Annotated in this window: 21 protein-coding genes, 1 pseudogene and 1 riboswitch; of the genes and pseudogenes, 10 read left to right on the top strand and 12 right to left on the bottom strand. The window is 61.3% G+C overall.

Features of this window, described 5'->3' with window-relative positions:
- Positions 1-309: 309 nt before the first annotated feature.
- Positions 310-1,026, bottom strand: coding sequence for an HAD family hydrolase (locus AC1D2N_RS17150; protein ID WP_018445130.1), 717 nt, complete (start codon positions 1,024-1,026; stop codon positions 310-312).
- 204 nt (positions 1,027-1,230) lie between these two features.
- Between AC1D2N_RS17150 and rpiA the strand changes: the two genes are divergently transcribed.
- The 3 genes from rpiA to AC1D2N_RS17135 all read left to right on the top strand — a co-directional run bounded on the left by rpiA (position 1,231) and on the right by AC1D2N_RS17135 (position 2,887).
- Positions 1,231-1,929: a ribose-5-phosphate isomerase RpiA gene (rpiA, locus tag AC1D2N_RS17145; RefSeq protein ID WP_018445131.1), complete on the top strand. Its 699-nt coding sequence runs from the start codon at positions 1,231-1,233 to the stop codon at positions 1,927-1,929.
- A 15-nt stretch (positions 1,930-1,944) separates the two neighbouring features.
- Entirely contained in the window at positions 1,945-2,508 is a 564-nt protein-coding gene (locus AC1D2N_RS17140; RefSeq protein ID WP_018242272.1) for a DUF2059 domain-containing protein, read from the top strand.
- Between the two features lie 94 nt (positions 2,509-2,602).
- Complete coding sequence (locus AC1D2N_RS17135) at positions 2,603-2,887, top strand: acylphosphatase (RefSeq protein ID WP_130652524.1); 285 nt, start codon at positions 2,603-2,605, stop codon at positions 2,885-2,887.
- A gap of 57 nt (positions 2,888-2,944) precedes the next feature.
- On the opposite strand, the gene AC1D2N_RS17130 is transcribed toward AC1D2N_RS17135, so the two are convergent.
- Positions 2,945-3,157 (bottom strand): hypothetical protein, encoded by a 213-nt coding sequence (locus tag AC1D2N_RS17130; RefSeq protein WP_028733025.1) that lies wholly within the window; start codon positions 3,155-3,157, stop codon positions 2,945-2,947.
- Positions 3,158-3,345: 188 nt separating this feature from the next.
- Between AC1D2N_RS17130 and gor the strand changes: the two genes are divergently transcribed.
- The gene (gor, locus tag AC1D2N_RS17125) at positions 3,346-4,731 is read left to right on the top strand and encodes a glutathione-disulfide reductase (RefSeq protein WP_130652523.1); all 1,386 of its coding nucleotides are present in this window, start codon (positions 3,346-3,348) and stop codon (positions 4,729-4,731) included.
- Between the two features lie 173 nt (positions 4,732-4,904).
- Here gor and AC1D2N_RS17120 read toward each other — a convergent pair whose 3' ends face one another.
- Complete coding sequence (locus AC1D2N_RS17120; protein WP_130652522.1) at positions 4,905-6,188, bottom strand: pilus assembly protein TadG-related protein; 1,284 nt, start codon at positions 6,186-6,188, stop codon at positions 4,905-4,907.
- Between the two features lie 217 nt (positions 6,189-6,405).
- On the opposite strand from AC1D2N_RS17120, the gene AC1D2N_RS17115 reads away from it, so the two are divergent.
- On the top strand, positions 6,406-7,779 hold the full coding sequence (locus AC1D2N_RS17115) for a class II 3-deoxy-7-phosphoheptulonate synthase (protein ID WP_130652521.1): 1,374 nt from the start codon (positions 6,406-6,408) through the stop codon (positions 7,777-7,779).
- Between the two features lie 175 nt (positions 7,780-7,954).
- On the opposite strand, the gene AC1D2N_RS17110 is transcribed toward AC1D2N_RS17115, so the two are convergent.
- From AC1D2N_RS17110 to AC1D2N_RS17100, 3 genes are all read right to left on the bottom strand, one after another.
- The gene (locus AC1D2N_RS17110) at positions 7,955-9,793 is read right to left on the bottom strand and encodes an ABC transporter ATP-binding protein (protein WP_130652520.1); all 1,839 of its coding nucleotides are present in this window, start codon (positions 9,791-9,793) and stop codon (positions 7,955-7,957) included.
- Between the two features lie 244 nt (positions 9,794-10,037).
- Positions 10,038-11,768 (bottom strand): pilus assembly protein TadG-related protein, encoded by a 1,731-nt coding sequence (locus AC1D2N_RS17105; RefSeq protein ID WP_130653544.1) that lies wholly within the window; start codon positions 11,766-11,768, stop codon positions 10,038-10,040.
- A 7-nt stretch (positions 11,769-11,775) separates the two neighbouring features.
- Positions 11,776-12,198 carry a TadE/TadG family type IV pilus assembly protein gene (locus tag AC1D2N_RS17100; protein WP_130652519.1) on the bottom strand — a complete coding sequence of 141 codons (423 nt, stop codon included), beginning with the start codon at positions 12,196-12,198 and terminating at the stop codon, positions 11,776-11,778.
- 367 nt (positions 12,199-12,565) lie between these two features.
- On the opposite strand from AC1D2N_RS17100, the gene AC1D2N_RS17095 reads away from it, so the two are divergent.
- Positions 12,566-12,964 (top strand): GFA family protein, encoded by a 399-nt coding sequence (locus tag AC1D2N_RS17095; RefSeq protein WP_477981646.1) that lies wholly within the window; start codon positions 12,566-12,568, stop codon positions 12,962-12,964.
- A 92-nt stretch (positions 12,965-13,056) separates the two neighbouring features.
- Here AC1D2N_RS17095 and AC1D2N_RS17090 read toward each other — a convergent pair whose 3' ends face one another.
- Positions 13,057-13,587: a DUF1003 domain-containing protein gene (locus AC1D2N_RS17090; RefSeq protein ID WP_026188414.1), complete on the bottom strand. Its 531-nt coding sequence runs from the start codon at positions 13,585-13,587 to the stop codon at positions 13,057-13,059.
- A 192-nt stretch (positions 13,588-13,779) separates the two neighbouring features.
- Between AC1D2N_RS17090 and AC1D2N_RS17085 the strand changes: the two genes are divergently transcribed.
- A complete protein-coding gene (locus AC1D2N_RS17085; RefSeq protein ID WP_130652518.1) occupies positions 13,780-15,459 on the top strand; it encodes an NAD+ synthase in 1,680 nt (559 codons plus the stop codon).
- Positions 15,460-15,484: 25 nt separating this feature from the next.
- Positions 15,485-16,312 carry a TolB family protein gene (locus AC1D2N_RS17080; protein ID WP_130652517.1) on the top strand — a complete coding sequence of 276 codons (828 nt, stop codon included), beginning with the start codon at positions 15,485-15,487 and terminating at the stop codon, positions 16,310-16,312.
- On the opposite strand, the gene AC1D2N_RS17075 is transcribed toward AC1D2N_RS17080, so the two are convergent.
- From AC1D2N_RS17075 to AC1D2N_RS17060, 4 genes are all read right to left on the bottom strand, one after another.
- Entirely contained in the window at positions 16,309-17,364 is a 1,056-nt protein-coding gene (locus AC1D2N_RS17075; protein ID WP_130652516.1) for a 3-deoxy-7-phosphoheptulonate synthase, read from the bottom strand. The genes AC1D2N_RS17080 and AC1D2N_RS17075 overlap by 4 nt on opposite strands.
- Before the next feature lie 399 nt (positions 17,365-17,763).
- Entirely contained in the window at positions 17,764-18,345 is a 582-nt protein-coding gene (locus tag AC1D2N_RS17070) for a hypothetical protein (protein WP_115157465.1), read from the bottom strand.
- 60 nt (positions 18,346-18,405) lie between these two features.
- Complete coding sequence (locus tag AC1D2N_RS17065) at positions 18,406-20,280, bottom strand: methyl-accepting chemotaxis protein (RefSeq protein WP_130652515.1); 1,875 nt, start codon at positions 20,278-20,280, stop codon at positions 18,406-18,408.
- 270 nt (positions 20,281-20,550) lie between these two features.
- A complete protein-coding gene (locus AC1D2N_RS17060) occupies positions 20,551-21,954 on the bottom strand; it encodes an MFS transporter (protein WP_130652514.1) in 1,404 nt (467 codons plus the stop codon).
- Positions 21,955-22,128: 174 nt separating this feature from the next.
- Positions 22,129-22,316, top strand: a riboswitch (cobalamin riboswitch).
- A gap of 42 nt (positions 22,317-22,358) precedes the next feature.
- Between AC1D2N_RS17060 and bluB the strand changes: the two genes are divergently transcribed.
- Together bluB and AC1D2N_RS17050 are read left to right on the top strand one after the other, a co-directional pair.
- Positions 22,359-23,045 carry a 5,6-dimethylbenzimidazole synthase gene (bluB, locus tag AC1D2N_RS17055; protein ID WP_130652513.1) on the top strand — a complete coding sequence of 229 codons (687 nt, stop codon included), beginning with the start codon at positions 22,359-22,361 and terminating at the stop codon, positions 23,043-23,045.
- A pseudogene (locus AC1D2N_RS17050) lies at positions 23,042-23,719 on the top strand (molybdopterin-dependent oxidoreductase); the annotation flags it as partial. The gene bluB and the pseudogene AC1D2N_RS17050, both read left to right, overlap by 4 nt.
- A 109-nt stretch (positions 23,720-23,828) precedes the next feature.
- Here the strand turns inward: AC1D2N_RS17050 and AC1D2N_RS17045 are convergent.
- On the bottom strand, positions 23,829-25,013 hold the full coding sequence (locus tag AC1D2N_RS17045; protein WP_018242252.1) for a phosphatase PAP2 family protein: 1,185 nt from the start codon (positions 25,011-25,013) through the stop codon (positions 23,829-23,831).
- Positions 25,014-25,126: the final 113 nt, after the last annotated feature.

Below are 25,126 nucleotides of genomic sequence, written 5' to 3'. Positions count from 1 at the left end.
GCGCTTGCGCAGCAACGGCAAGGAACACCTGTGCGCCGTCATAGCCGTCGCCCGCAAACTCATCATCCTCGCCAATGCCATCCTCATTCGAAACACCGAATGGACGCCACAATACCAGCAAAATTGAAACATGGTTGCTCCCCGCTGGGTAGAAGGGACGTTGCGGAGACGCCTCGCTTCTGATCAAACTGTTTCGTGCGGTTGCAGCCGTGCCGCTAGTTCCCCTCTTCTCCCCAGCGGGGAGAAGGTGGCCCGAAGGGTCGGATTAGGGGGCCGCGATCGCAAAGACATACGGCTGATCGCCAAACTTCAGACGGCAACCTTCTCCGCATATTCCTGTAGCAGCCTTTCTACCAGCTGCGGCGTCAGCTCATCGAAATGGGTAATGATAACATCCGGATCGAGGCTCGAAACCGGTACGTCGGAATAGCCGAACGGCACGGCAATCGAGGGCACGCCGGCATTCTTGGCAACGGCGATGTCGTTGATGCTGTCGCCAATCATTACCGTGCGGGCGATGTCGCCGCCGGCGCGTTCGATAGTGCCGGTGAGGTGGCGGGCGTCGGGCTTGCGCACGGGGAAGGTGTCGCCGCCAGTGATGGCATCGAAATATCGGACGAGGTTGAGCTTGTCGAGCAGGCCGAGTGCCAGGCTTTCCATCTTGTTGGTGCAGACTGCGAGGCGGTAACCTTCGGATCTGAGCCGGTCCATGGCGGTGACCAGGCCAGGATAGGGCTCGGTACGGCCGGGCATGTTGCCGGCATAATGGGCAACGAAACGCTCGACCAGCAGCGGCAGGGCGTCGCCTTCGAGCGGATGGCCGCGCAGCCGGCAGGCGCGCTCGATCATCACGCGCGCACCCTGGCCGACGAGATGGGTGAGGTCGTCGTAGCTGACCGGTTCGAGGTCAAGGACCGCGATCGTATGGTTCAGGCTCTCGACCAGGTCCACATGGGTATCGAGAAGGGTGCCGTCGAGATCGAAGACGACGAGCGCCGGGCGAGCGGGGGCAGGGGTCAAGGGCATGTCTCTTTGAGCGATGGTCGTCTTGAGGAGCGATGGATCGTCCTGAGGTAGGCGATCGCGCGGCGGAAAGCAACGTCCGGCGACGGCCGGGAAGGCCGCAGGCCTCTGTTTCGGCTTTTCATTTTCCGTGATGATTTTGACTTTCGTTTGCCAGGCGAGCCGTGTAAACAGCACATCCAACGCAATAATCGGAGCTGGCGGCGCATGGATGCCCGCGAAATGAAGATCAAGGCCGCCGAGGCCGCGCTCGCCCATGTCGAAAGCGGGATGCGTCTCGGAATCGGCACCGGCAGCACGGCGGAAGAATTCGTTCGCCTGCTGGCAGAGCAGGTCGCGGGCGGCTTCAGGGTCGAAGGCGTCCCGACCTCCGAAAGAACCGCGCGGCTCTGCGTCGAACTCGGCGTGCCGCTGAAGTCGCTCGACGAACTGCCGGCACTCGACCTGACCATCGATGGCGCCGACGAGGTCGATACGGGGCTCAGGCTGATCAAGGGCGGCGGCGGTGCGCTGCTGCGCGAAAAGATCGTCGCGGCCGCCTCCGAGCGAATGATCGTCATTGCCGACGAGAGCAAGCTGGTCGAAACGCTCGGCGCCTTCGCGCTGCCGATCGAGGTCAATCCATTCGGGCTCGTCTCGACGCGCATCGCGATCGAAAAGGTCGCGGCCCGGCTCGGCCTCTCGGGTGAACTCGCTCTGCGCCAGTCGGGTGACGGAGAGTTTACCACGGATGGCGGCCATCACATCATCGATGCATCTTTTGGCCGCATTCCTGATGCAGAGGCGCTTTCGAGCGAGCTGAATTCCATACCCGGCGTCGTCGAACACGGGCTCTTTATCAATATGGCGGCACTTGCGATCATTGCCGGTCCTGCGGGTGTGCGCACACTGCAGGCAAACAGATAACAGGAGCGTATACTCATGATGAACATTGCAGGTCTTGGCCGTCTCGCCGCTGCGACCGTCCTTCTTTCCGGGCTTGCCTTCGGCTCCGCCGTCAACGCGCAGGAAGTCTCCGAGGAGCAGCTGAAGGCGTCTCGCGCGGCGATCGACGCCATCGGCGCCACTGCCCAGTTCGACAACATTCTGCCCGGTCTCGCCGAGCGCCTGAAGGCCGGCCTGATCCAGGATTCGCCGAACTACCAGGACATCATTTCGTCGACGGTCGACGCGCAGGCGCTGGCGCTGGCGCCGCGCCGCGGCGATCTGGAGAAGGAGGCGGCGCTCACCTATGCCAAGACCTTCACCGTCGATGAGCTGAAGGCGATCGCCGACTTCTACAATTCCGACGTCGGCAAGAAGCTGCTGCGTGACGGCCCGGTCGCCTCGCGCGAGACGGCGAAGGCTGCCGATATCTGGGCGCAGGGTATTTCCCGCGACCTGGAAAAGCAGAGCAACGCCGAGCTTTCCAAGGTCATTAAGGCGCCGCCGCCGGCAACCGACAGCCCGGCCGCTCCGGCTCCAGCACCGGCTGCCCAGCAGTAAAGTTCGCCCATCAAATTTGCGAAAGCCCGGTATCGTCCGGGCTTTTTTGCTATGATGCGGCCAATGCCGCCGGCGAGGTTTCAGGTGACTGCAGATGTCCGATCATGACAAGGCTGTGCGAGTGCGGATATCCGGCAAGGTGCAGGGTGTCGGTTTTCGCTATTGGACGCGCGATGAGGCGGTACGGCTCGGTTTGACGGGCTGGGTTCGCAATGAAGAGGACGGGGCCGTCGTCGCTGTGATCGCAGGAGCCGACATCGCCATCTCGACGATGATCGAGCGTTTCAGGCGCGGGCCTTCGGGGGCGTCGGTTTCGGGCGTCGAGACGGAAGCAGCCCAGCTTGAGAAGAACCCGACGGATTTCCGCATTACCCGCTGACAGCAACAATCGCTCGGCAGACGCAATTGGCATCGCATATGCGCCGGAACTCAGTCCCTACGCGTTCGGGTTCTTTGCAAGTTGCCACACACCGTCCTCATCCGGCTCCACGCGCTTGTTGCCGCGGTAGAAGATCGGCAGTCTCGTCTTTTTGTCGATCGAGAAGCGGCTCGGGGTGTATTTTTCGTCCTCATGGCCCTGAATGGCCAGGCCGAGCGCTTCCTTGAATTTGCCAGCCCGGCACAGATTGGCGAAGAGAGTTTGATCCATCTTTTGCTCCGGCATTCTTTTCCATCCTATGGATTGCCTGCCAGCCTTCGGCGACCGGGTCAATCGCAGCCGTTTACAATGAAGATTCGGCGATGGGAACGGGATGACGCAGGAGCGGGCTTTTGTTTTCGTGATGATCGCCCCTATATCAGCAATATCCTTCCTGCGATTCCCTTCCGGAGCTCCTCATGTCTTCCTACGACTACGACCTCTTCGTCATCGGTGGCGGTTCCGGAGGCGTGCGCGGCGCACGTGTCGCCGCCTCGCTCGGCAAGAAGGTGGCGATCGCCGAGGAATACCGCTACGGCGGCACCTGCGTGATCCGCGGCTGCGTGCCGAAGAAGCTCTTCGTCTACGCCTCGCAGTTCCATGAGCATTTCGAGGATGCAGCGGGCTTCGGCTGGACGGTCGGCGAAAGCAGCTTCGACTGGAAAAAGCTGGTGGCGGCCAAGGATGCCGAAATCGCCCGGCTGGAAGGCCTCTACAAGAAAGGTCTCGCCGGCGCCAATGCCGAGATCCTGGAAACGCGCGCAGAGCTCGTCGATGCCCATACGGTGCGGCTGCTGAAGACTGGACAGACGGTGACGGCCAAGACGATCGTGATCGCCACCGGCGGACGGCCGAACCCGCATGCAGCCCTTCCCGGTCACGAACTCTGCATCTCCTCCAACGAGGCCTTTCATCTTGAAGAGCTGCCGAAATCGATCGTTATCGCCGGCGGCGGCTATATCGCAGTCGAATTCGCCAATATCTTCCATGGCCTCGGCGTCGAGACGACGCTGATTTATCGCGGCGCCGAGATTCTGTCGCGCTTCGACGAAGATCTGAGGCGTGGGCTGCACGAGGCAATGGTCGCCAAGGGCATCCGCATCCTCTGCCACGACACGCTGCAGAAGATTTCCAAGGGTGAGGACGGCCTCATTCTGGAGACGCTGAACAACGGCACGCTGCAAGCCGGCGTCGTCATGCTGGCGCTCGGGCGCGATCCGAACACCCAAGGCCTCGGCCTCGAGGCGGCCGGCGTCGCGGTCGACGAGCGCGGCGCCGTTATCGTCGATGAATATTCTCGCACCAATGTCGAAAACATCTATGCGCTCGGCGATGTCACCAACCGGGTACAGCTGACGCCGGTGGCGATCCACGAGGCGATGTGTTTCATCGAGACTGAATACAAGAACAATCCGACCCGGCCGGATTACGAGCTGATCCCGACCGCCGTCTTCTCACAGCCGGAGATCGGCACTGTCGGCCTCTCGGAAGAGGATGCGGGCAAACGTTACGGCGAGCTCGAGGTTTACCGCGCCCAGTTTCGGCCGCTGAAGGCCACGCTTTCCGGCCGGGCCGAGCGGATGATCATGAAGCTGATCGTCGATGCGGCGAGCCGCAAGGTGGTGGGCGCCCATATCCTCGGCCACGATGCCGGCGAGATGGCGCAGTTGCTCGGCATCACACTGAAGGCCGGCTGCACCAAGGACGATTTCGACCGGACGATGGCGCTGCATCCGACTGCCGCCGAAGAGCTCGTCACCATGTATGCGCCGAGCTATCGGATCCGCGACGGCAAGCGGCTTTGAGCCGCGACGGGCTTTAGCTTCTTGTTTTATGCATGTCGTTGACCCGGAACCGCTGCACACTTCCGGGCGCATAGAGCCCCGTGCGTCCTTCCGGACGCACAAAGGACGCTCTAACACTTTGAACTTACGCATCGTGCTTTCCGAATATCGATTCCGATATCCGAGCCGATGCATTAGCTGGTGATGCGCGGCGCCCGGATGACCTTGAGGAAGAGCGCCTTCATCGCATCGGTGATACCTTGGGTCGGCGTCACCTCGAAATAGAGGCCGGGCGAGGCGCATGCCTGCATCTTCGTCGGAATCTCGCTCTGGAAGGGGCTGATCCATTTGTTGTACCAATCGTTGCTCGGCAACGGCAGGTAGGTGGTGTAGAGCACGGCGATCTTGACACCGCGATCCTTCAGCGGCTTGCAGAAGGAGGTGTCGATCGGTTCCTGACAGCGGCCGCCGGTCGTCTTCTTGGTGCATGTCGACGGCTTGTAGCTGTCGCCGACGCCATCGGAAACGAAGAACAGGATCTTTTCGGGGCTGATATTCGACGTGCCGTCACCGGCCGGATCGATGATGGTATTCATCTGGGTCAGGGCGCTATCGAAGCTCGTGAGCTGGTCCTGATTGTAGTTCTGGTAGGGAATGGTCATCAGGTCAACGGCGTCGGTGTAATTCTTCACCTTCGTCAGGTCGGAGGTGGGGCTGGAGATCGTCGTCAGCTTGGCGTCTTCGGCTTTGGTGCCGAAAGTATAGACGCCCATGCGAAACTGATCGCTGCTGACGCGTTCGGTCTTGGCCGTATCGGTCAACGCCTGGGTTGCCTGGCGCACGACGTCGATGCGCATGGCGACGCCGAGACTCTTGGCGATGGTATAATTGTTGGTGCTCTGGTCCATCTGATGACAGGCGAAGGCGCAGCCTGTTTTGGCCTGCAGTTTCGAAACATCGGTCGCGGTTGCGCCGACGCCCATAGAAGGCGTGTTGTCGAGCAGGATGTAGAAATCCATGAAAGCGGCAGTTTGATATTCGGCCGTCGCGGAGCCCGAGATCGTGATCGAGTCCCGGCCGAGGATGCGCATGAAGGTGGTGGGCACCGTCGCGCTGAAGGAAACCTGCGAATTCAGCTTGTTGGCGGTCTTGGTGACATCGATGCCGAGGTCGACATGAACGTCGGTCAGCTCCCCGGACATCTGAGAGATGAAGATACTGCGGGCGTCGTCCTTGCCAAGCGAGATCGTGCCGTTGCCGCTCATGGTCATCGCGGCTGCGACTGCGCCGGATTTTTCGGCGATCGAACCGACGGCGGCGGCATCGGCAGCGGCGTAAAGCTGTGTCCTCAGGCTGAGCGCATGGGCGAGATCCACGGCCATGCCGGCCGCACCGAAGAGCGGCACCACCAGCAGTGCCGTCATGATGCCGAAATTGCCCGAGCGATCCGATATGAAACCGGACGGAAGGATCGCCATGCCATGTCCCCGATGTTGAACTCTTTGCGGTTCTACATTGAAAGTCTAAAATATGGGGAAATCGACATGGTATATGCGGATTTAATCAGAGAATGCCGGGCGGCGGCGGTGAGGCGACAACTGTCGGCGATTGGTCTTTGCAAGCCTGACCTAAAGGTCTATAAGCCGCCGCATATTGAGGCATCCTAAGGTAAGGATGTGAGAACGGGTGAGTGAGATGGCAGACAATTGGACCCCGAGCAGCTGGCGGCAAAAACCGATCCTGCAGGTTCCCGAATATCCCGACACAGCCGCTTTGGCGGCAACGGAGGCCACGCTCGCCAGCTATCCGCCGCTCGTCTTCGCGGGCGAGGCGCGCCGCCTGAAGAAGCATCTTGCCAACGTCGCCGAAGGCAACGGCTTCCTGCTGCAGGGCGGCGACTGCGCCGAGAGCTTTGCCGAACACGGCGCCGACAATATTCGCGACTTCTTCCGCGCCTTCCTGCAGATGGCGGTCGTGCTGACCTTCGGCGCTCAACTTCCAGTCGTCAAGGTCGGCCGCATCGCAGGCCAGTTCGCCAAGCCGCGTTCGTCGAATGTCGAGAAGCAGGGCGACGTGACGCTGCCCGCCTATCGCGGCGACATCATCAACGGCATCGAATTCACCGAGGAGTCGCGCATTCCGAATCCTGAACGCCAGGCCATGGCCTATCGCCAGTCGGCCGCGACGCTGAACCTTCTGCGCGCCTTTGCGATGGGCGGCTACGCCAATCTCGAAAACGTCCATCAGTGGATGCTCGGCTTCGTCAAGGATAGTCCGCAGGGCGAGCGCTACCGCAAGCTTGCCGACCGCATCAGCGAAACCATGGATTTCATGAAGGCGATCGGCATCACCTCGGAAAACCATCCGAGCCTGCGCGAGACCGATTTCTTCACCAGCCACGAAGCACTGCTGCTCGGCTACGAGGAGGCGCTGACCCGCGTCGATTCCACGTCGGGCGACTGGTATGCCACGTCAGGCCACATGATCTGGATCGGCGACCGCACGCGCCAGGCCGACCATGCGCATGTCGAATATTGCCGCGGCATCAAGAACCCGATCGGCCTGAAATGCGGCCCGTCGCTGCAGGCAGACGATCTGCTGCAGCTGATCGACATCCTGAATCCGGCCAATGAAGCCGGGCGCCTGACGCTGATCTGCCGCTTCGGCCATGAGAAAGTCGCCGACAACCTGCCGCGCCTCATCCGCGCCGTCGAGCGCGAGGGCCGTAAGGTCGTCTGGTCCTGCGATCCGATGCACGGCAACACGATTACGCTCAACAATTACAAGACCCGTCCCTTCGAGCGGATCCTGTCGGAAGTCGAAAGCTTCTTCCAGATCCACCGCGCCGAAGGCACGCATCCGGGTGGCATTCATGTCGAAATGACCGGCAAGGATGTGACGGAATGCACGGGCGGCGCTCGTGCGGTTTCTGCAGAAGACCTGCAGGACCGCTACCACACCCATTGCGATCCGCGCCTCAACTCCGACCAGGCGCTCGAACTCGCCTTCCTGCTTGCCGAGCGCATGAAGGGCGGCCGCGACGAAAAGCGCATGGTCGCGAACGGCTGAAACTACAGCGCCGCGCGTCTGAAAAGACGCGCAAGGGACGCTGTAGCACTTTGGATTGCTGCATAATTTTACCCTTAAATCGATACCGATTTAGGGAATTATGCGGTGGCCCCAAATGGATGAAGAAAAGCCCGGCGATGCCGGGCTTTTTTATGCTGCGAAGGTGGAATTGCAGTCAGATGCTGGCCTGGACGCTGTGCAGGTTGGCGTAGACGCCGTCTTGCGCCATGAGCTCATCATGGGTGCCCTGTTCGACGATGCCATCAGCCGTCAGGACCAGGATACGGTCGGCGTGGCGGACGGTCGACAGGCGGTGGGCGATGACCAGGGTGGTTCGGCCGTTCGCCAGGCTGAGCAGTGCCTGCTGTACCGCCCGTTCGCTCTCGTTGTCGAGCGCGCTGGTCGCTTCGTCGAAGATCAGGATCTCCGGATTCTTGAGGAAGGCCCGGGCGATGGTGATGCGCTGGCGCTGGCCGCCCGAGAGCTTGACGCCGCGTTGGCCGATATCGGTGCCATAGCCATGGGGCAGGGCAATGATGAAGTCGTGCGCATTGGCGGCGCGCGCGGCCGCTTCCAGCTCGGCATCGCTGGCGTCGGGCCGGCCGTAGCGCAGGTTTTCCGCCACTGTGCCGGCAAAGAGGTAGACATCCTGCTGTACCACCCCGACATGGCGCCGGAGCGAGGCCAACGTCACCTCGCGGATATCGGTGCCATCGATGCGGATCGCCCCTGCTTCGACATCGTAGAAACGCGGGATCAGCGCGCAAAGCGTGCTTTTGCCGACGCCCGACGGGCCGACCAGGGCGACGAACTCACCGGGCGCGATGGTGAGCGACAGCTGCTCGAGCACCCGCGGGCCATCGGCCTCGTAGCCGAAGGCGACATCGGAAAAACTGATCTCTCCCCTGGGCGCCGGCATCGGACGCGCGGCCGGTCGATCGGTGATATCGGGGGCAATCTCCAGGATCTCCATGGCCCTGATGAAGCCGGTGTAGCCCTCCTGCCAGAGGCGCACGAAATTGGCGAGCCGCTGCACCGGATCGACCAGCACAGCGACGCAGAGCAGAAAGGTCAACATGTCGGGGACGGTCAGTTCCGCCGTCAGGATGCGCAGGCCACCGACGACGATAACAATTATCGTGATGAGCTGGGCGAAGGTTTCGGTACCGACCGAAAACCAGGCTTCGCTGCGGTAGCCCTCGGCGCGGCTTTTGAGGAAGCGTCGGTTCTGCTCGGCGAAACGTTCCTTCTCCAGCGCCTCGTTGGCAAAAGACTGGACGACGCGGATGCCGGCAAGAGCATCCTCAACGCGCTCGTTGACGGCGGCGATCTGCCGTTTGCTGGCTTCGAGCGCGCGGTTCATACGCCGGTTGAAATAGAGCGCATAGGCCACCGCCACCGGGGTGAGCAGCAGGATCAGGGCTGCCAAGGGCGGATCGATGAAGAACAGCACCAGCATGGCGCCGCCATATTTCAGCACGGCGATGGAAAGATCCTCGGGGCCGTGGTGAAAGAGCTCACCCAGCCACAGGCTGTCATTGGTGATGCGGCTCATCAGCTGGCCGGTGCGCTGGCGGTCATAGAAGCTGAACGAGAGCTTCTGGCAGTGCTCGAATAGTTCCTGCCGCACCGTGGCCTCGATGCGGGCGCCCATGACGTGGCCGCGGTAGTCGACGAAGAAGATGGCGACGATCTGGACGGCCAGAACGGCGAGCATGATGCCGCCCATGGCAAGGATTTGTCCGAAGGCCTGCGGCGCATCGGGTAGAGCCAGAAGCCGGCTCGTGACGACATTGGCGCAGAGCGGCATGGCGACCGCTGTGCCAGCAACCAGGATGGCGCAAAGCAAATCGGCCAGCAGCAAAGGCAGATGCGGGCGGTAGTAGGAGAGGAATTTGCGCATACGCGACCGGCGCCGGTCGCGATCGGCGGCATTCGAATGGTCGCGTAAGAGGTTCGGGGACGGGTTACGGCGTCGCGAGCTTTTCCTCGCGCGGGAGAACGAAATGTTCATGAAGCTGAATGTCCTTGTGGGGGATGGTTCCTTTCTGTTTGGACAGGGTCGCTCTCATGTCAGTCTCCCGAGGATGAATTGAGAAATTCCAAGTGTTACTGCGTCCTTTGCGCGTCTGAAAAGACGCGCGGCGCTGTAAGTATCGCCGACAACCGCGCCGGATTCAATGCGTCTACCGGACGAGGCTGGCAAGTGTTGTCGGCGGGCAACAGGTTGCCGGCGCAATTTCGGGCGAGCACAGGTCTTATTGCACCAGCACCGATTGCTGGCAGCGTACGTCAGTGACGCGCACGTCGGCTTCGCCGACCTTGATGCCGAGCAGCGTCAGGAGGTTGAAAAGCAGCTCGTCAATCGGCTTGGTCAACCCCGTGAGTGTATCGGCGACGGCGCTCTGCACCACTGTTTTCGATAGGCCGATGCCGAGGCCGAGAATGCTGACCTGGATATCGGTCTCCTTCACCAGCGACGCCATGGCAGAGGTCAGCGTGTCCTTGGTCGAAACGTTCTTGATGGTCTTTGCCGCGATGTCGGCCGGCTGGAAGGTCAGCTTGGTCTTGCTGAGATTGGTCAGGTTGACATGGGCGAGTCCGGAGACGCTGAGCAGCGGCGCGTTCATCATCGTGGCGCGGCTGACACGCGGCGCGCTGCCGAAATTGACGAAGGCGTTGGGATCGACGTCGCCGAGCGACAGTTCCGCGACGCCGGGCACGACATCGACGCCGACGCTGGCGTTTCTGGCGCTGCCGCCGAGACAGGAGATGCTCGCAAGCTTGGCCTCGGCATGGGCGACTTCGAGATAAAGGGGCACGCGCACCTTCAGCCCGGCAAGCGAATTGGCGCCGAGCGCAGAAACATCGAGAGCCAGGCGCACCTGTGCGGTGCGGACGGTGGCGCCGGTGGCGCCGATCCCGTTCGAAGCGGCGTCCTTCGGCATCTCGCCGATCGCAAGCGTCAACTTGACCGTGGCAAGTCCAGGCACGGAGCCGTTGAGATTGGCTGCGACCTGCTTCTCCTGGTTTGCCGCAACGGCTGCCGCCGAAACAATATCCATCACGCTCGCCTCGGCCGAGAGGTGAGAACCGCTGCCGATGAGGCGCTCGCCGGCCGGGCCGAGGTTGAAGAGATCCTCGAGCCTGATCTTGACCTGCGAGGTGCCGAGCGCCTTTTCGATCGCGTCGAGCGCCTTGGTGACGGTGAGTGTCAGGCCGCCGGACTTGCCGAGCGTTTTCAGCAGGCGCGGATAGGAGATGTCGGTTGCCAGCAGCTCGTCATAGGTGCCGGCGGTGAGGTTGAGATCGGTCGCCAGCATATCGAGGAAGGGGAGCAGCTTGATATCGGCTGACGTGAGCGCCTCGTAATCGGCGACCTTCAGCGAGAGACTGGTGCCGAGCAGGCTGCCGAGCAGCGTGTTCAGCACGCCGCCATTGAGGCTTGCCAGCCGCGAGCCGATCGAGAAGGCAGCGAGTTTGGAGGCCGAGGCGGTGCCGACCGCCCTGAGGTTGGGAGCGGCGGCGAAGGCGGTGGCGAAGATCAGCTCCGCCTTCTGAGTGATGCCGACCTTGACGGCGTCATAGGGCTGGATGCCGGCGGCAAAACGGCTGCCGAGCGGCACCGAGGCATCGGCGAGATAGGTGCCGGGAGTGAATTCGGCGACGGCGTCGAATTGCTTGAGATCAGCCGTTGCCGGCAGCGAGCCCGTCTTCGTCGCATAACCCGTGTTGGTGCGGACGGCGATGTTGACGCCGTTCTGATCGAAATTGGCGACGAGGTTGTCGGCGGCGTGGCTGATGTCGGCGGCGGCGACGATGGCGCCGATATCGCTCAGCTGCTGCAGGCGGCGCTGCTGCAGCGTCATCATGCCGTAATCGACGCCCAGGCCGAGCGAATAGAGGATGAGCGGGGCTGAGATCGCTGCCATGATGGCGATATTGCCTGATGCATCGGTGGCGAAGCGGCTCAGGCGGGCCCCGAACATCGGCATCTCACAGGCCTCCCATCCGGATGGTCGCGAAGCGCCGGATCATGTGGTCGGGCAGGGGAAAGGTGTAGAGGTTCCAGATCGGCAGGTTGACGGTGTCATATTCCGCCGTCACGGTGAACTGGTTGGCATTGCCGGGGTCGGTGGTAACGGTGACATGCAACTTGCTCTTTTCGAGCAGCGGATGGTCGATGGTCGACTGGCTGATGAAATCATCGACCAGCTGCGATCGCTCGTGGCTGGTCATGCCGGCAACGGCGGTGCGCGCGGCATCGGCGGTCAACTGCTGCACTGCATGGGATGCGCTCAGATAGATGCCGTAGGCGATCATCGTCAGTACCACCAGAAGGAAGAGCGGCGCGACAATGGCGAATTCGATTGCTGCGGCGCCACGTTCGTTCGAAGGGAAACGTTGGAAAATTCTCATTTTTCACCTCGCAGGCTGACCGTGCAGAGTATCGATCAACGGTTGTGACTCTAGAGCCGTGGAGGTTAATTTTGGATTATATAATAAACGTTTTGGATGTATTAGATTATTATGAAGTTCCTTTGTTTTGTTAGGAAAATAGCATTTTATTGAGGAATTTTCCTTATGTTGCAACCTATGGTGTGTTTCCGTGTTGGCTCGGGAGGTGCGCGCATAAGGAAATGCTACTTCCTGCTCCGTGCCGAAGTGTTGGCGTGATTGGCACAGGGCCGGCGGCCTTCAAGATTCCTGATGGTTCGTTCAGGGAAATGGATTTGACGCCGGAGCAGATCGGCGGCAACGTTCCCTTGGAAACAGCGGGGCGACGATGACCGAACAGCATACAGGCGCCTGCCTTTGCGGCGCCGTGCGATTTTCAAGTACGGCAAAGCCCGGACCTGTCGTCGGCTGCCATTGCTCGCAATGCCGCCGGCAGACGGGACTTTATTATGCCGCGGTCAATGTGGCGCGCGCGGCTCTGTCGGTAGAAGGCACTGAGGCGGTTCGCTGGTACCGGTCGAGCGAGGAGGCGCAGCGCGGCTTCTGTTCGAATTGCGGCTCCGCGCTGTTCTGGCAGGCGGACGGATCGGCGGAGATTTCGGTCATGGCGGGCGCCTTCGACACGCCGAGCGGCCTTGCCTTCGGCCATCATATCTACTGCGCCGACAAGGGCGATTTCTACGAGATATCGGACGGCTTGCCGCAATATGCGGTGAATCCGACTTAAAGGGCGTCGCATCGGATTCATGCGACGCCCTTTAGGTCTTCATTTGATACATGTCGTTATCACCACCGCTGCACACTTTTGGGCGACATGCATTAGCCCTTGGCGGCGAGCGCGGCACTGAGGCGGGCCACGTCCTCGCGTAGCCCCGTCAGCTCAGTCAGTACATGCATGTCGATCTTCTGATGCAGGGAGAGCACTTCGAGCTCGGCCTTGAGATTGACCTCATAATCCTTGGCGGCTTCGAAGCGGTCGCGCTCAGCCTGACGGTTCTGCGACATCATGATGATCGGCGCCTGGATGGCGGCGAGCATCGACAGGATCAGGTTCAGGAAGACGAAGGGATAGGGGTCGAAGGCGCCGCTCACCAGAATGATGGTGTTGATGACAGTCCAGGCGACGAGGAAGACAAAAAAGGCGATGATGAAGGACCAAGAGCCGCCGATGCGGGCGATGCTGTCGGCGATGCGCTCGCCGAAGGAGGCGTCGGCTGAGAAGGCGGCGTTGACGTCGGTCGAGATGACCTTGCGTTCGTGCGCTTTCGCCAGCACGCGCTTTTCGACGTCGCCGAGTTCGTCGGCCGGCTTGTCGAAATGATGGTGCACGAAGTCCGAAAGATTAGACATTGCCTGTTTCCGATGCCGGTTGTCGATACGGTCGCTTTCGGCGCCAGTATTCCGCTCCGCTAACAAATTGCAATGCGTATCGATGCCGCGCTGTGCCATGCGCGATCCGTTCATAAAAATTTCGTCGTCGCGAAGTGTCGCTTTCGACGCGAACGTGTTGCGGTCGCGAAAGGCGCAGGCTAAATAAATGACATGACACAGGAAAACGCTCTTTCTGATATCTTCCGTATCGCCATCGGCCAGCTCAACCCGACGGTCGGTGATGTCGCAGCCAATCTCGCGAAAGCGCGCGAGGCCCGCGCCGATGCGAGCCGGGAGGGCGCGCATCTGCTCGTCCTGACCGAGCTTTTCATCTCCGGCTATCCGCCGGAGGACCTAGTGCTGAAGCCCGCCTTTATCCGTGCCTGCTGGAAGGCGGTCGAGAGCCTGGCTGCCGACACTGCCGATGGCGGGCCCGGCGTCATCATCGGTTTTCCCCGGCAGGACGAGACCGGGCGCTACAATTCCGTCGCCGTGCTCGACGGCGGCAAGGTGATTGCGGTGCGCGACAAGATCGACCTGCCGAATTACGGTGAGTTCGACGAGAAGCGGGTCTTCGACCAGGGCGCCATGCCGGGGCCGGTGAATTTCCGCGGCGTGCGCATCGGCATTCCGATCTGCGAGGATATCTGGGGCGATCTCGGCGTCTGCGAGACGCTGGCCGAAAGCGGGGCTGAAATCCTGCTGTCGCCGAACGGTTCGCCCTATTATCGCGGCAAGGTCGATATCCGCCATCAGGTGGTGCTGAAGCAGGTGATCGAGACCGGGCTGCCGCTGATCTATGCCGCCCAGCTCGGTGGCCAGGATGAACTCGTCTTCGACGGCGCGAGCTTCGCCTTCAATGCCGACAAGTCGCTTGCGTTCCAGATGAGCCAGTTCGAAACCGCGCTGGCGGTGACGACATGGAAGCGCGGCGACAGCGGCTGGCACTGTGCCGAGGGACCGATGGCGCATATTCCAGAGCGCGAGGAAGCCGATTACCGCGCCTGCCTGCTGGGCTTTCGCGACTACGTCAACAAGAACGGCTTCAAGACCGTCGTGCTCGGCCTTTCCGGCGGCATCGACTCGGCGATCTGCGCGGCGATCGCCGTCGACGCACTGGGCGAAGAGCGGGTGCGCACCGTCATGCTGCCTTACCGCTACACCTCCGAGGATTCGCTGAAGGACGCGGCCGATTGCGCCAAGGCGCTCGGTTGTCGTTACGACATCGTGCCGATCGAACAGCCGGTGACGGGTTTCAGCAGCGCGCTCGCCAGCCTTTTCGAAGGCACGGATAGCGGCATTACCGAAGAGAACCTGCAGAGCCGGGCGCGCGGCGTCATCCTGATGGCGATTTCCAACAAGTTCGGCTCGATGGTGGTGACGACGGGCAACAAGTCGGAAATGTCGGTCGGCTACGCCACGCTCTACGGTGATATGAACGGCGGCTTCAACCCGATCAAGGATCTCTATAAGATGCAGGTCTATGCGCTTTCCCGCTGGCGCAACGAAAACGTACCGCCGGGTGCGCTAGGGCCGTCGGGCGAGGTGATCCCGCAGAATATCATCGACAAGGCGCCTTCGGCCGAGCTTCGTCCCGACCAGAAGGACCAGGATTCGCTGCCGCCCTATCCCGTTCTCGACGATATTCTCGAGTGCCTGGTGGAGAAGGAAATGGCGGTCGAGGAGATCGTCGCGCGCGGCCACGATGTTGCGACCGTCCACCGGGTCGAGCATCTGCTCTATCTCGCCGAATACAAGCGCCGGCAATCGGCGCCGGGGGTAAAGATCACCAAGAAGAATTTCGGTCGCGACCGGCGCTATCCCATCACCAATCGGTTCCGGGACCGCTGAGACCATAGAAATATCGGGAGGAAACATGCGCAGCTCGGTCGAGATCTACAACGTCAGGACGGGCAGGGCCCGCGAGGTCTGGCAGACGGAGAAACTGGTCGAGGCGCCAAATTTCTCGCCCGATGGTTCCTACCTGCTCTTGAACGGCGACGGGTTGCTCTACCGGTTGCCGCTCGATGGCGGCGAGATGGTCAGGGTCGATACCGGCTTTGCCGTCAACTGCAACAATGATCACGGCATTTCGCCCGACGGGACGAAGATTGTCATCTCCGACAAGACCGAATTCGGCAAGTCGGCGATCTATACCTTGCCGATCGAAGGCGGCACGCCGCGGCTTGTCACTCAGAACCTGCCGTCCTACTGGCATGGCTGGTCGCCGGATGGGCGCCAGCTTGCCTATTGCGGCATCCGCGACGACGTCTTCGATATCTACACCATCTCCGTCGACGGCGGTGCCGAGACGCGGCTGACGCATGGCGAAGGCCGCAATGACGGGCCGGATTATTCCGCCGACGGGCAATGGATCTATTTCAATTCCAGCCGCACCGGGCTGATGCAGATCTGGCGCATCCACCCCGACGGCACCGGGCTCGAGCAGGTGACCTCCGACAATCAGGGCAACTGGTTCGCTCATCCGTCGCCTTCGAATGACAAGGTGTTGATCCTCTCCTACGACCCCTCGGTTTTCGACCATCCGCGCGATCTCGACGTGCGGCTGCGGCTGATGGACATGGACGGCGGCAATCTGAAGACGCTGTTCGAGCTCTTCGGGGGGCAGGGCACAATCAACGTGCCCTGCTGGTCTCCTGATGGCGAAGAATTCGCCTATGTCCGCTATTTTCCGGCTGACTAGGTCCGGCGCCGCTCCTGGGCGGATTTTGCCAGATCCTCCAGCACCGCGACCGACATATCCCAGTCGATGCAGCCATCGGTGATGGACTGGCCATAGACCAGCGGCTTGCCGGGAACGAGGTCCTGGCGGCCGGCGACGAGGTTGCTTTCGATCATCATGCCCTTGATGTCGCTGTTGCCGGCGGCAATCTGCGCGGCGACGTTCCTGACGACGAGCGGCTGGTTCATCGGATCCTTGCCGCTATTGGCATGGCTGGCATCGATGAGGATGCGCGGGGCGACGCTGAGCCTGACGGCTTCGCCGGTGACCGCTTCGACATCGGCCACTTCATAGTTCGGCCGCTTGCCGCCGCGTAAGATTATGTGGCAGTCGTCATTGCCAGTCGTCGAGGCAATTGCTGCCTGGCCGTCCTTGGTCACCGCCGGGAAGTGATGCGGCTGCGAGGCTGCGAGGATGGCATCCAGCGCGACGCGAACGCCGCCATCGGTGCCGTTCTTGAAGCCGATCGGGCAGGAAAGGCCGGAGGCAAGCTGACGATGGACCTGGCTTTCGGTCGTGCGCGCGCCGATCGCACCCCAACTGACGAGATCGGCAATATATTGCGGCGTGATCGTGTCGAGAAATTCGACGCCGGCCGGAAGACCCATCGCATTGATATCGAGTAGCAGGCGTCTCGCAATCCTCAACCCTTCCTCGATCCGGTAGCTGCCGTCGAGATGCGGGTCGTTCATCAGGCCCTTCCAGCCGACGGTCGTGCGAGGCTTTTCGAAATAGACGCGCATGACAATCTCGAGATCGTCGGCGAAGCGGCGTCGCTGTTCCTCCAGCCGTGCGGCATATTCCCGAGCCGCAACGGGGTCATGGATGGAGCAGGGGCCGATGACGACGATCAGGCGATCGTCTTCGCCCTGGAGGATCTTATGGATCGCATCACGGTTGCTGGTCACGGTGTCCGTGACAGTAGCATTGCGGTGAATTTCCGCGATGATATCGGCAGGTTTGGTGAGTGGGGTGATCTCGACGATACGCAGATCATCAATGGTATCAGACACGGTATGGCTCCTGTTTGGTCATACCGTGCGGAACAAAAAAGCCGCCAGGTAGACTAGCGGCTGTTCGGGTTGTCGTCGCGTCGAATTCAGTTACGCATGGACCCGCATCCGCTGAGAGCAGCGGTACCAATAAAATCCCAAGGCGTTGATTGATGTGATCGACATGGGGCGTATGTAGCGCCACGCCTGCGTGATGTCACGTAGAATTTTCTGTCTGAAAATCTAGCGCTCCGGGGGACGGCAACGGCTTCTACGGAGGGATACCCCGGCGAGGCAAGAAGCGCGTCGCGCTCGATCTCGTGCATGCGACGCGCTCTAAGCTTTGTTTAAACCTGTCGCTCTAAAGATGCTCTCGGGCGACGGTCATTCGCACTGTTCTAGAAAACGCAGTTCCTGAGATCACAGGGCGTCGACGTTCACGCCGACGGTGATGGCGCCGATCGGCGTTCCCGCGTCGTCTGATATCGTGACGCTTGCCTGCGACTGGAGCGTCTGGGTCGATTCATCCTTTTCGATCTCATCGACGAAGACGGCGTCCTTGCCGGCTCCGAAGGACTTCTGGAACTTGCCCTCATCGCCCTGCCAGTAATCGGATGTGGTGTCGCTTTGACCGACATTCAGCCCCTTTGCGTCCATGACGAAGATCTCGGTGATCTTGCCGCCAGAAGCTTCCTTCTTGCCCTGAAGGAATTTCGACAGCGCATTGTTGAGCACGCCGTCGATCATGGCGTGGTCGGAGCCATCGACTTCGGCACGCCACTTCTTGTCGAGGGCGTCGATATCGGCAGCGCTGAGATTGGCGTTGGCAGCATTCTGCGCCTTGACGGCCTCGATGATGGCAGGGTCGTTCAGCCAGGGCTTTACGTCGCTCGTCACGTAGTCGGAGATCGGGGCAAGCTTGGCATCCTGTGCCAGGGATACGCCCATCGGCATGGCAAATGCGGTGCAGGCCAAAAGAAATGCGGGCACGAGTTTCGTCATAACTGTTTCCTTCCTGATTATAGGTTGTTGAGAACTAAGGCTTATCGGGCGAAGACGACGTCAGAACTCCTCCCAGGCCCCGGGAGCAGCGGCAACGGCGGCATTTCCTGCATGCCGCTGCACGGAGGCTCTCGGCTCGGGACGAGATTGGCGGGTGGGTTGAACGGCTTTGGGCTGGCTTGCCGCAGACGCGCCGACGATGAACCTGCCGGCCGAGTCCTGCAGCAGGCGTCCTTGCGACAGCAGTTCGTGGCAGGCCGCGTTGGTTTCCTCGACCATTGCCGCGTTCTGCTGTGTCGTCTGATCCATCTGGTTGATCGCGCTGTTGATTTCCTGCAGGCCCGTCGCCTGTTCGCGATAGGATTGGACGATGGAAGCGATGCTGTCGCTGATGCGGTTGATCTGCTCCTCGATCTTCAGGAGGGCATCGCCGGTCTGGTTCACCAGCCCGACGCCCGCAGCAACTTCGTCGCCGGACACATTGATCAGGTTCTTGATTTCCTTGGCTGCATTTGCAGACCGCTGGGCGAGCTCACGCACTTCCTGCGCAACAACCGCAAAACCCTTGCCGGCTTCGCCTGCACGCGCCGCCTCGACGCCGGCGTTCAGCGCCAGCAGGTTCGTCTGGAAGGCGATTTCGTCGATGACGCCGATAATGCGGCCGATCTGGCTCGACGAGGTTTGAATCCGGTCCATCGCCCCGATCGCATCACGCACCACCGTCGCCGAGACATGGGCGCTCCGCTTTGTCTCCTCGACCAACTGCCCGGCATTTTCAGCCCGTTGCGACGATGTTCTGACCGTCGTGGTCACCTCATCCAGTGCGGCGGCGGTCTGTTCCAATGCTGCTGCCTGTTGCTCGGTCCGCCTGGCGAGTTGATCTGCGGAGGTCGCCAGCTCGCTCGAGCCGGTTTCAACCGCCACGGAAGCGGTCTTGATCTCTGTCAGAGCGGCCGCGACCGCATCGACCATGTTGTTGAAATCCTGCCGCAATTTGTCGAATTCGGGACCGACATCGGCCAGGTGTATCGAGAAGTCGCCGGCGGCGAGCCCTTCCAATGCATTCGCGAGAGCGTTCATGACCAGCCGTTGCGTGTTGCTGGCCTCTTCGGTCAACAATGCGTTGCGCGCCCGTTCGGCGTCGAGCGAAGCACTCTGCTCGGCAGCGGCCTGCTCTCTCTCGACTTTCGCAATCGCCTCGTGACGGAAAACTTCCAGTGCACGCGCCAGAAATCCGATCTCGTCGCCATTTTCCCTGTAGGTGACGGGAGAGACCAGATCGCCTTTCTGCAACGCACTAATTCGTTCGCTGATCACCCTGATGGGCCGGCCGACCAGGCTGCGCATGGCGAGAAGGAAGGCAACGACGGCCATGGCGGTGATCGCGGACTGCGTGAGCAGCGAAATGAGAACTTTCTGCCTGACTTCGGAAGCGATTTTTTCGACAGACCAGTTCGTGACGATGTAGCCGGTGGCCTTGCCTGCCTTATCCAGCGGAAGCGGCGCGATGATCGTGACCACGCCGGCGGAGGTTCCGCTATCATCGACAGTCGTCTTTTCCGGTTTCGCGCTGAGACGCTTCGCCAGATCGGCGGGTGCAGGCAAACCGTTGATGCCGTCGCGTGTCCACGTATCGACGGAGGCCGGTTCCGCGTTGAATGCGGCAAACTGTACAAGATCGAGCGAGGGGTCGTCGCGGTAGAGCGAATAAGCCTCGCGAACGGCGTTCGCCTTCCCCCATTTCACGCCGCCGGCGGCCAGAGATGCAAACTGCTCCGCATCCTTGGACCAGTTCGCCTTGGCGCCATCGATCAACGCCCGGGTTTCGTACATCCAGGTATAGGTGGCGAAAGCGGAAATGCCGCAGAGGTTTACGGCAACGATAATCGCCGCCAGCTTGGCTGTCAGAGGCATCGTTTTCAAAAATTGGAACATTCCGCGGCGGCCTAGAATTGCGGCTCAGTCGGACATGTTCCCGACTGGCGTATCAATACGGGCATCGACGCTGACGGTCGCATCACGAGCGCTCATGCCCATGTCCAGATAGCAACCCAAAACGCGCAAATGCAGTGTGTATTTGATGTGTGAATAAATCATAAAGTAGAAAGGAATGCTGAGCACACGCGTGCCATTCGCGCCTGCTGCCGCCGGCGCGGAGCCTTGCGAACCGGTGGGTGCAGGAATGCTTCCGTGGCGTCAGGGAGATCAGCTATTTTCAGCCACGGCCTCTTCGGGTTCGGCGTGCCGGCGCTTGCGGCCGCGCGCCGTCAGTTCAGCGCCGGCATCTTGGGGCAGGCGCAGGAAGGTGATGCAGGCCAGCGCCGAAATCGCCGAGACGCTGAAGAAGGCGATGTGGAAATCCGAGACCAGCAGCCTGTCGTCGTGGAAGCTGCTGGAAATTTCGAGGATGCCGCCGGCGATCGCCACACCCATCGCCATGGAGATACGCTGGGCAACGGCATTGATTGCGGTTGCCTGGCTGCTGTCGGCATCATCGACGTCGCCGAAGGCCATGGCGTTGACGCCCGAGAAAGCCATGGAGCGGAACAGGCCGCCGATCAGCAGGCAGGCCATGATCAGGAACAGTGGCGTTTCGGCGGTGAAAAGGCCGTTGATGCCGAGGAAGATCGCCGCCAGCAAGGTGGTGAGGGAGATCACTGTGCGGAAGCCGAAGGCGTTGAAGGTGCGCGAGGCGGCGAATTTCGAACCCATGGAGCCGAGCGCGCTGACGAAGGTGACCGAGCCCGATTGCAGCGGTGTCAGGCCGAAGCCGAGCTGGAGCATCAGCGGCATCAGGAAAGGCAGGGCGCCAAGTCCCATGCGGAAATTCGAGGCGCCGAGGATCGCCGCCCGAAACATCGGGTAACGAAACATCTTCGGATCGAGAAGCGGATAAGGCACGCGGCGGGCATGCAGGAGGTAGAGGAGGCCGGCAAGGATGCCGATCGCAACCGTGACATAACCGTAGATAACGGGCACGGCCGGCAGGCTGATCACCGACAGGCCGAAGACGAAGCCGGAGAAGCCTAGGCCGCAAAGGAAGAAGCCGGGGAAGTCCATCGGCCGCAGAGTGCGCGGCTCGACCGCCGGCAGGAAACGGGTGACGAGGATGATGCCGAGCACGCCGATCGGGACGTTGATCCAGAAGATCCAGTGCCAGGTGAGGTAGGTTGTGAGGAAGCCGCCGATCGGCGGACCCATGATCGGACCGATCAACGCTGGAATGGTGAGCCAGGCCATGGCATCGACGAGTTCGTGACGCGGCGTTCCCCGGACCAGCAGCAGGCGGCTGACCGGCGTCATCATCGAGCCGCCGGCGCCCTGGATCAGGCGTGAGATCACGAAGGCCGTGATCGAATTGGAAAAGGCGCAGGCGATCGAGCCGATCATGAAAACGAAGATCGCCATGCGGAAGATGTTGCGCGCGCCGAAACGATCGGACATCCAGCCGCTGATCGGGATGAAGATCGCCAGCGCCACGAGATAGCTGGTAACGGCGAGCTTCAGCGCGATCGGCGAGGTGCCGATATCGGCTGCGATCGCCGGTAGGCTGGTGGCGATCACGGTCGAATCCATCTGTTCCATGAACAGGGCGACCGCAAGGATCATGGGCGTGAGGCGGGGCACGGGCAACCAAAGTGCAAAGAGAAAAAGTGCGGCGCCATGGGCGTCGGTCAGGATGGGTTTGTTTCTAAGGCAGCGATGCGCCTCTGTCCATGAAGTCGATGTCGCATGCAACGTGTCGGCGGTATGAGGGCCGGCTTGCCGCCGCCGCGCTTTCCTGAAATAGATGCGCCGTCAGGTGCCCGCCGTCCAGGCGGGAGAATCGGGAATCCGGTGCAAAGCCGGAACGTGCCCAACGCTGTAAGGCCGACGCTTGCCGCTTCATCACGCCACTGGCTTCTCGCCGGGAAGGCTGCGGCAGGCGGATGACGCCGAGTCAGAAGACCGGCCTGGCTAGATAGACCGATCCGCGCGGACGGCGGGGCGGTTGCGTTGTTGGGGATTTGACGATGCGACCCTTTGATGAGGATGCCCTTTCGGCGGCGTCCGGTTTTTCCTTGGCCGAACGCGAGGCCGTCTATCATGCGATCATGACGCGGCGCGACGTTCGCAGCGAGTTCCTGCCCGATCCCTTGCCGGATGACCTTGTGCAGCGGCTGCTGACGGCTGCCCATCATGCACCCTCCGTCGGCTTTATGCAGCCGTGGAATTTCATTCTGGTGAAAAGCGCAACCGTGCGGGCGCGCGTCCGGGATGCTTTTGCGAGGGCCAACGAGGAGGCGGCGCTGATGTTCGAAGGTGAACGACGGCAGGCCTACCGCTCGCTCAAGCTCGAAGGCATTGTCGAGGCGCCGCTCGGCATATGCGTGACCTGCGATCCTACCCGCAGCGGCAGCGTCGTGCTGGGGCGCACGCACAATCCCAGGATGGATAGCTATTCCACAGTTTGCGCCATCCAGAATCTCTGGCTTGCGGCGCGGGCGGAAGGGGTCGGGATCGGCTGGGTCAGCATCTTTCATGAAGGCGAGCTGAAGAGCATTCTCGGCATACCCCAGCATATCGAGGTGGTCGCCTGGCTCTGTGCCGGTTTCGTCGACCGGCTCTATGACGAGCCGGAACTGTCCGTCAAAGGCTGGCGGCAGCGGCTGCCGCTCGAGGAACTCGTCTTCCATGATGGATGGGGACTGAACACCTAGAGGTCGTCTTCTTCGGCACCGACAAAGGCGAGGTCACGATTCGCGACATCAAGATGCAACAGAACTTCGCTCGCAGCATGTCGCTCGCAGACGCGATGAACCCCGACAATCTGCTCTGCTACGAAATGAACGGAGCGACCCTGCCTGCCCCCAACGGTTTCCCGCTGCGGCTGATAACTCTGGGCTGGTACGGGATTGCCAACGTCAAGTGGCTGAAGGGCATCGAGGTTCGCGACACCCGCTTCATGAGCCTGCTGATGGGCCGCGACTATGTCACCATCCGGGAGGAAGAGCACAAAGGCGAGACTGTGCGGGCCGAGACCTCGGTCGGCCGGGCCTTGCTGAAATCCGCGCCCGCCAAGGTCACGCGCAACGACTCGGGTCACCGGGTCGTCGGCGCAGCCTGGGGTGCACCGATCGACCGGGTCGAACTGAAAATTGATCAAGGGCCCTGGATGCCGGCAGTCATCGATCACAGCGAGGAGGCCGAATACGCCTGGAAGATTTGGTCACTGGATTGGCCAAATCCCTCGCCTGGAGAACACACGGTGACCTCGCGCGCGATCAGTACCGCAGGGCAAATTCAACCGGCGATGGACGATCCCTTGATCGCCAAAAAGCACACATACTGGGAAAGCAATGGCCAGGTGACGCGCCGCATCCGCATCGTTTGAGAAACGTTGCTGCCTCGCACGTCGGCTGCTGAGTGAACGGAACGTTCCACCGAGAACCCTTCGCTTAGGATTGCGACATTTCGGGAGAAAGGCGCTAGCGGCCCTTCCGCTAGTCTGCCCCGTCTTTTTTTGCCCGCTCGATGAATTTCCCGGCGACTGCTTTGCCAAGTGCGGCACCGGCCCGGTTGTCCATTTCATAGTGGATGCCGGCCCAGATGCGGGAATCGCCCGCTTCCTTGCCGACCGTTCGGATGAACTCCGCCTGGTCGGGGAACAGATAGGCAAGCACCTCGCATCGGGCAGTCGACAACGTGGAGTGATTCGACGGATAACTGGGATGGGCCGGCACTGCGAACAGGGGAGTGATGCTCGGGTCAAGCATGTTGGGCCGCAGGTACCAATAAGCGTATTTCCCGTCGTTGCTTGCAATGTAGGCGTCGTAGTAGACCGTTGCGAGCATCGCGTAAGCCCGTGCGGCGCGCGGCGGGTTCGAATCCGTCTTGTCCTCGAACATCCACTTGCTGGCATAGTCATACCAGTCTGTGAACAGGCCGGATGGACTTTGCCAGTAGAACGCCTTGTAGCTGTTGGGGAATTTTCGCTCAAACTGGCGGACTGCATCCGTCTCGGCCTTCACGGCCGCAGACTTGCAGTCGGGCGGAGTCGGTGGCCTGAATTCATCGGCTGTCTCGAGCAGGATCGGCTTCCAGTTTGGCATGGTTGCATTGGCGGGTTTGTCTCCGACCCACATGCACGGCCCGGTCGGCACGGTGCCGGTCCAGACGGCATCGGAGCCGTCGGCCTTTGCCCGCGCAATCACTTGCTCTGCCACGCGTCGCCCCAGTTCCAGGCCGGCGGATGAATCGCTTGGGAACTGGACACCGGCAAGGACACGCGACTGTGCGGCTTCTTCGGCCATCGCCTGGAACGACGACGCCTCGTCGGGAAAGAAATAGGCAAGAACGGTCGCGGCGGCGGCGGCGGCGGCCGCGTGTTCGGATGGATAAGCGGGACTCCGAGGCGTAGGCAGCGCAGTCGGCAGTGTCGTATCCACCTCGCTCGGGCGGGGGCGATTGTAGAAGTATTTCGACTCCCAAGCCGCGATGGTGGCGTCGTAGACCGCCATCGTCAAATAGGTGTAGACGCGATGCGCGTTGGGGATCGTCTGGTTTGCGAGAAGACGGTTGTTGACCAGGTCGATCCATCGATAGCCGGGCGAACCGGCGTCCCAGAATGTGATCTTGGCGGCGACCTGCGCATCGTTCTTTGCGACAAGTTCGCGAACCTGCTCCAACTCGGTTGCGGAAGTATCCGGTGGGGGCGGGACTCGGAAGTCTTTGCCCGACGTGATTACCCACGTCTTCCACATTCCAGCGTTTGGCTCTATCTGATCCGATTGGGCGAAAG

The sequence above is a fragment of the Rhizobium sp. P1_B8 genome, assembly GCF_056406515.1.
The sequence above is the reverse complement of the archived record's forward strand: the minus strand, read 5'-3'. Positions and strand labels throughout refer to the sequence as shown.

Excerpts from the sequence above, each read along its gene's own strand:
- AC1D2N_RS17150 (WP_018445130.1), bottom strand. The coding sequence starts at position 1,026 with ATGCCCTTGACCCCTGCCCCCGCTCGCCCGGCGCTCGTCGTCTTCGAT.
- rpiA (WP_018445131.1), top strand. The coding sequence starts at position 1,231 with ATGGATGCCCGCGAAATGAAGATCAAGGCCGCCGAGGCCGCGCTCGCC.
- AC1D2N_RS17140 (WP_018242272.1), top strand. The coding sequence starts at position 1,945 with ATGATGAACATTGCAGGTCTTGGCCGTCTCGCCGCTGCGACCGTCCTT.
- AC1D2N_RS17135 (WP_130652524.1), top strand. The coding sequence starts at position 2,603 with ATGTCCGATCATGACAAGGCTGTGCGAGTGCGGATATCCGGCAAGGTG.
- AC1D2N_RS17130 (WP_028733025.1), bottom strand. The coding sequence starts at position 3,157 with ATGGATCAAACTCTCTTCGCCAATCTGTGCCGGGCTGGCAAATTCAAG.
- gor (WP_130652523.1), top strand. The coding sequence starts at position 3,346 with ATGTCTTCCTACGACTACGACCTCTTCGTCATCGGTGGCGGTTCCGGA.
- AC1D2N_RS17120 (WP_130652522.1), bottom strand. The coding sequence starts at position 6,188 with ATGGCGATCCTTCCGTCCGGTTTCATATCGGATCGCTCGGGCAATTTC.
- AC1D2N_RS17115 (WP_130652521.1), top strand. The coding sequence starts at position 6,406 with ATGGCAGACAATTGGACCCCGAGCAGCTGGCGGCAAAAACCGATCCTG.
- AC1D2N_RS17110 (WP_130652520.1), bottom strand. The coding sequence starts at position 9,793 with ATGAACATTTCGTTCTCCCGCGCGAGGAAAAGCTCGCGACGCCGTAAC.
- AC1D2N_RS17105 (WP_130653544.1), bottom strand. The coding sequence starts at position 11,768 with ATGTTCGGGGCCCGCCTGAGCCGCTTCGCCACCGATGCATCAGGCAAT.
- AC1D2N_RS17100 (WP_130652519.1), bottom strand. The coding sequence starts at position 12,198 with ATGAGAATTTTCCAACGTTTCCCTTCGAACGAACGTGGCGCCGCAGCA.
- AC1D2N_RS17095 (WP_477981646.1), top strand. The coding sequence starts at position 12,566 with ATGACCGAACAGCATACAGGCGCCTGCCTTTGCGGCGCCGTGCGATTT.
- AC1D2N_RS17090 (WP_026188414.1), bottom strand. The coding sequence starts at position 13,587 with ATGTCTAATCTTTCGGACTTCGTGCACCATCATTTCGACAAGCCGGCC.
- AC1D2N_RS17085 (WP_130652518.1), top strand. The coding sequence starts at position 13,780 with ATGACACAGGAAAACGCTCTTTCTGATATCTTCCGTATCGCCATCGGC.
- AC1D2N_RS17080 (WP_130652517.1), top strand. The coding sequence starts at position 15,485 with ATGCGCAGCTCGGTCGAGATCTACAACGTCAGGACGGGCAGGGCCCGC.
- AC1D2N_RS17070 (WP_115157465.1), bottom strand. The coding sequence starts at position 18,345 with ATGACGAAACTCGTGCCCGCATTTCTTTTGGCCTGCACCGCATTTGCC.
- AC1D2N_RS17065 (WP_130652515.1), bottom strand. The coding sequence starts at position 20,280 with ATGTTCCAATTTTTGAAAACGATGCCTCTGACAGCCAAGCTGGCGGCG.
- AC1D2N_RS17060 (WP_130652514.1), bottom strand. The coding sequence starts at position 21,954 with ATGATCCTTGCGGTCGCCCTGTTCATGGAACAGATGGATTCGACCGTG.
- bluB (WP_130652513.1), top strand. The coding sequence starts at position 22,359 with ATGCGACCCTTTGATGAGGATGCCCTTTCGGCGGCGTCCGGTTTTTCC.